The following is a 4,569-nucleotide window of genomic DNA, read 5'->3' on the forward strand; positions in this document are numbered from 1 at the left end:
GAAATTGGCGTACTGATTGCAGTACTATCACTTGCCATCAGTTATTTTGGTTATGCACTGAATAAGTCCAAATCCATTAAAGCAGATGGACAACAAAGTGCGGAGGTAAAAGCGGAACTGGGATATATCCGGAAAGGAGTGGATGATATCAGGATTGATTTAAAAGCAAGCGAAAAACAAATGGTAGCACTCGGGGAACGCGTGACAAGAGTGGAGGAAAGTACGAAACAAGCGCATAAACGCTTAGATACAATCGAAAAGGAGACGGATTAGACATGACAAAAGAAAACATCCAAAAACGATTCCGTAACTGGAAAACATGGGTGGCACTTGCATCCCTCCTGGGATTCATTTGCGCGAAGGCAGGATTGGTAGAAACAAAGAGTTTTATTGATGAAATGTTACCTTACATCTTCACACTTGGGGTTTCACTAGGGATTTGGAGTGATCATGAGGGAACAACGTTAACAGATAAATAAAAATATAAAGAGAAGCATCACCAATCGGTGGTGCTTTTTCTATTGGAGGAGAAACGAAATGAAACGATTACTAGGGATATTGTTCACATTATGTCTTGTATTTTCGATGGCAACAAGTGCTTTTGCTGATAGAACGCTTATGATTCCTGATTTACCAAAACAACCATACCGTTATGGCGTAGGTGCTTATGAAGGCGTTGTTGCTCATTCAACGGCAACTCCAGAAGCTCCAGCTATTCATATTCAAAAATACGAAACTCGTACGTGGAGACATGCATTTGTTCACTATGCAGTAGACTGGAATGAAACGATTCAAATTGCTGATACTAAATACATTGCTTATGGCGGGGGGCCAGGTGCAAACAAACGATTTGTTCATGTAGAATTATGCGAAACGGCAGACTACGATAAATTCAAACGCAGCTATGATAAATATGTGAAGTTACTGGCTAAAATTCTACGTGATCGTGGATTATCTGTAGAAAAAGGATTATGGACTCACTACGATGTAACGAAATACCTTGGTGGAACAGATCATGAAGATCCACTTGATTATTTACGTAGTCATGGAGTTTCAGAAGCGCAATTTAGAGCAGATGTCGGGCGTGCATACAATCATTCTAGTGTGGATGTTTCTGTGCCGGAGAAGCCATCTAAACCAGCGGAAGTCAGGGCGGCTATAACAGCTGGTATTGCTTATATGGAAGGTTACAACGTGAACTTACGTAAAGGACCTGGTACAAGTTATTCTCAGATTCGCCAGTTAAACAAACCAGAATCTTATGTTGTATGGGGTGAAAAGGATGGTTGGTTAAACCTTGGTGGTGAGCAATGGATGAAATATGAGCCATCTTATGTGAAGTTTGAAAAGAAAAGCACGGTAGATGCCTCTATTGTAGGGACGCGTGTAATCTCTAAAGTTAATAATCTACGATTCTATGATTCGCCATCTTGGCAAGATAAAGATGTTGCTGGAGCTGTAAATGCAGGATTAGGATTTGTAATTGATGCGAAAGTAAGTGTAAATGGTTCACCTCAATACAAGGTACACAATAGGAAAGGTAAAACATATTATGTAACTGCAAATGAAGCCTATGTGTATGTGAAGTAAAAACAAAATAGCGCACTCTTGACCAGAGAGTACGCTATTTTGCGGTTGGCAAAATCTATGAACAAGGAAATAAATGTACATTTTTAGTGTATGTTACCAAATTTCAGATATGACACGTAACAAAAAAATAGGAATTAGCGTAAGTACATGTTTAAATAATCAAAATAACAAAGGGAAAACATGCTATATAACTGCAAATGAAGCGTTTGTGTACGTGGTGTAGTAGGGGAAAAAAACAAGGAGGTTGCCGCCTCCTTGTTCTAAAAATGAAACATTACTTCGGGTACATTCTCTGTTATAATCCACTCTAATATATCAGGTAATAGTATGATGATGACACCAAACATAACCCCGAAACCTAATTCAACGAGTCAGGCAGTTTTGATGTAATATCCAATGGATCGTTTGAAAATCCATTCGTTCTCCCCCTCATATAGGATGTTTCAAATCTAATGATTCAGGGCTTACAAAATAATGTAATTACGACTATTTACACGTACTGATGAAAAACCTACATTTCTACTGCCGAAAAAACAATGTTTCATTGCGTTTTTTCCTGCATTTCTAGCTGCGTATGGACAGTTTCTCTTGAACCACTTCATATATAGGCAGAACATGATGTTATATAACTCGAAAAATAGAAAAAACAATCCAGGGTGGTGGTCTGGATTGTTTTTTCGTATAGAACGGATTGTATATAACATAACAGGAGCAGTTTACTATATGTAAAGGTTTTTTAAAATATGTGAAAAATATAGAGTACCTTCCCCAGTTGAAAGTACTCTCACGTGGTGATTCTCTCGATGTCATTTGCAGTATATCCAATAGTATTGGAAGATAGAACAATTTCTTGACGGTTAGATGTAAATGCACGCTATTTTCAATGGAACATTTTATTTACTTCACATACATATATAAGAAAAATGGTTCTAAAAACCAACGTTTTGTACAGTTATCTCGAATGTATCTATGTTACACGTATATTTTTGGTGAAATAAACAAAAACAACTAGCACCATGTGCTTGGGATTTGTATAGAATAGGATAAGCAACGTGAAAGGTAGCCTTCTCTTTTGTAGAAGAGAATCGACTTTTCTTGTCAGGAAACGTTGTGGAAAAAGAAAAATGGTGAGCACCAAAACAGAACGTATCCTTCTATTCACGGCTGTATGTTGACTTCCCAATAGGGTACATCCTAGTAGGGCGGGGCCATCAAAATAACATTTGTTATACGACCGATCCTCTTGTGCTCCCTGTTTTATTTTTGAAGAAAAGGAGGTGTACCATGATGAAAAAAATAGTAATGAATCAATCTACAATAGATGTAGAATTTCTTCACAGTATTCAGCGGTTCCAATGGACGACCACAAACCAACTTACTTCTTATATCGGACACCACAGTAAACGAAACATCTTACGAAAGCTAGAGCAACTCAGCCCCTATTTGCATATCATTCAACACCCCTCTCGGCATATCTATGGCCTGAATACAAAAGGTGGCGAACTGCTCGGCATGCCTCATGCCACCATCCTAACAGACTTACAAGAAATCTATGATGTGGTGTTTCGGAATGATGTATGGGAATGGTGTGGGTATCCAGAATGGCATTGGCAGGAAGAATTACTACCAGCCTCCAAAAAAGAACCGCTCATCCCGGATGCGTATTGGTATCAGGGGCAGCGACTCTATGTTGTAGAAATCGATACAGGAGATAATATGTACCAAACCCTTCGCAATATGTGGAGATATCGAGGTTTGGTGAAGCAGAGCGAGAGACGCGGAAAACCTGTTCCACATGTGTATTATGTGACAACGGATGCCATACGTTCGGCTTGGCTAGAGGAAGCGCTTGGGGGACACAAACCTTGGCTACAATGCGTGAATCATATCAAAAAGGGAGGAAGTGTACGATGACAAGGTTACAATTGCTTCATTTCTTTGTCAACATGACAACACAAGGAGGGAATCAATAATGACAAATCAGTTCAATAACAATGACCTTACGCCGATGCTGGTCCCTACGATTCCGATTACGGCACCGCAAGAGGCACAATTCCTCGCGCTGATGCAGCAATTGGAAACGGCCATTATCACGTATCTGAATAATTCTAGTGCGGCGAATAATACGGCCTTACGGACGAGTCTGATGAATTTGTACAACTTTCTTTTAAATGAATTTCCTACGCAGGCGGGACGGGATGCTACGCGCTATACCTTATTTCTTTTGTCAACTGTTACGAATCGGTTAGCAGCTGTTCCCGCGCCGGCGGATTTTCAAATTGCGATGATGTTGCAATCTCTCTATACCACGCTCTCCATTTTAGTCTCTGAATTTATCATGACCAATATCACGCGCAATCAAATCTTTAACATTTTAGCTACGTTAGTCACACGAACGTCTGGGGAGAGTTCTGGTATGGCGGGACCAACCGGACCGGCTGGACCGCAAGGGATACCAGGGGTGCCAGGAGCCCAGGGACTTCGCGGACCAACTGGATCACCAGGGCCACAAGGACTGCAGGGTGTGCCTGGACCAGAAGGACGAGAGGGCGAACGAGGGCCACAAGGCGTGCAAGGATTGCAGGGACCACAAGGGCCGCAAGGTATCCAGGGTATGGAAGGTGACAATGGACCAACGGGGCCAGCAGGACCAACCGGACCAACGGGGCCAACTGGACCGGCGGGAACTGGAAGTACAGGTCCGATTGGACCAACCGGACCGAGTGAATTTGTATATGTGGTGAACCGCGGCGGTAACAACATCGCTGTGATAGATAGTGTCACAGGGTGGCTTATCGAGGCAATCCCAGTGGGCACGAGTCCTTACGGTGTGGCAGTGGACGCGGCAGCGAAGCGAGTGTATGTGACGAACCAATCCAGCAATAATGTCTCCGTGATAGATAGTGGTACTATGTCAAGAAAATAGACAAATCAAACAGAGACATTTTATTCGTTAAGCAGCTTGAGATTGTTGCTTTT

The 4,569-nt window shown here is 41.7% G+C and carries 5 protein-coding genes and 1 pseudogene; all 6 read left to right on the forward strand.

All coding sequences use genetic code 11. From position 1 onward, the window contains the following. Window positions 1–273 (forward strand): hypothetical protein (locus JDS99_RS29805; protein WP_199695222.1); only part of this gene is annotated, 273 nt, incomplete at its 5' end. Between the two features lie 2 nt (window positions 274–275). Further along, the gene (locus tag JDS99_RS29810) at window positions 276–479 is read left to right on the forward strand and encodes a hypothetical protein (RefSeq protein ID WP_199696358.1); all 204 of its coding nucleotides are present in this window, start codon (window positions 276–278) and stop codon (window positions 477–479) included. 58 nt (window positions 480–537) lie between these two features. Continuing rightward, window positions 538–1,590, forward strand: coding sequence for an N-acetylmuramoyl-L-alanine amidase (locus JDS99_RS29815; RefSeq protein ID WP_199696359.1), 1,053 nt, complete (start codon window positions 538–540; stop codon window positions 1,588–1,590). A 1,284-nt stretch (window positions 1,591–2,874) separates the two neighbouring features. Then, a complete protein-coding gene (locus tag JDS99_RS29820) occupies window positions 2,875–3,504 on the forward strand; it encodes a replication-relaxation family protein (RefSeq protein WP_199696360.1) in 630 nt (209 codons plus the stop codon). A 94-nt stretch (window positions 3,505–3,598) separates the two neighbouring features. Beyond that, a pseudogene (locus tag JDS99_RS32700) lies at window positions 3,599–3,979 on the forward strand (collagen-like repeat preface domain-containing protein); the annotation flags it as partial. A gap of 27 nt (window positions 3,980–4,006) precedes the next feature. Then, complete coding sequence (locus JDS99_RS32505) at window positions 4,007–4,516, forward strand: beta-propeller fold lactonase family protein (RefSeq protein WP_242475803.1); 510 nt, start codon at window positions 4,007–4,009, stop codon at window positions 4,514–4,516. Window positions 4,517–4,569 lie beyond the last annotated feature (53 nt).

Origin of the sequence: Bacillus cereus group sp. N6 (assembly GCF_016483705.1) — a bacterium.
Taxonomy (GTDB): Bacteria; Bacillota; Bacilli; order Bacillales; family Bacillaceae_G; genus Bacillus_A; species Bacillus_A wiedmannii.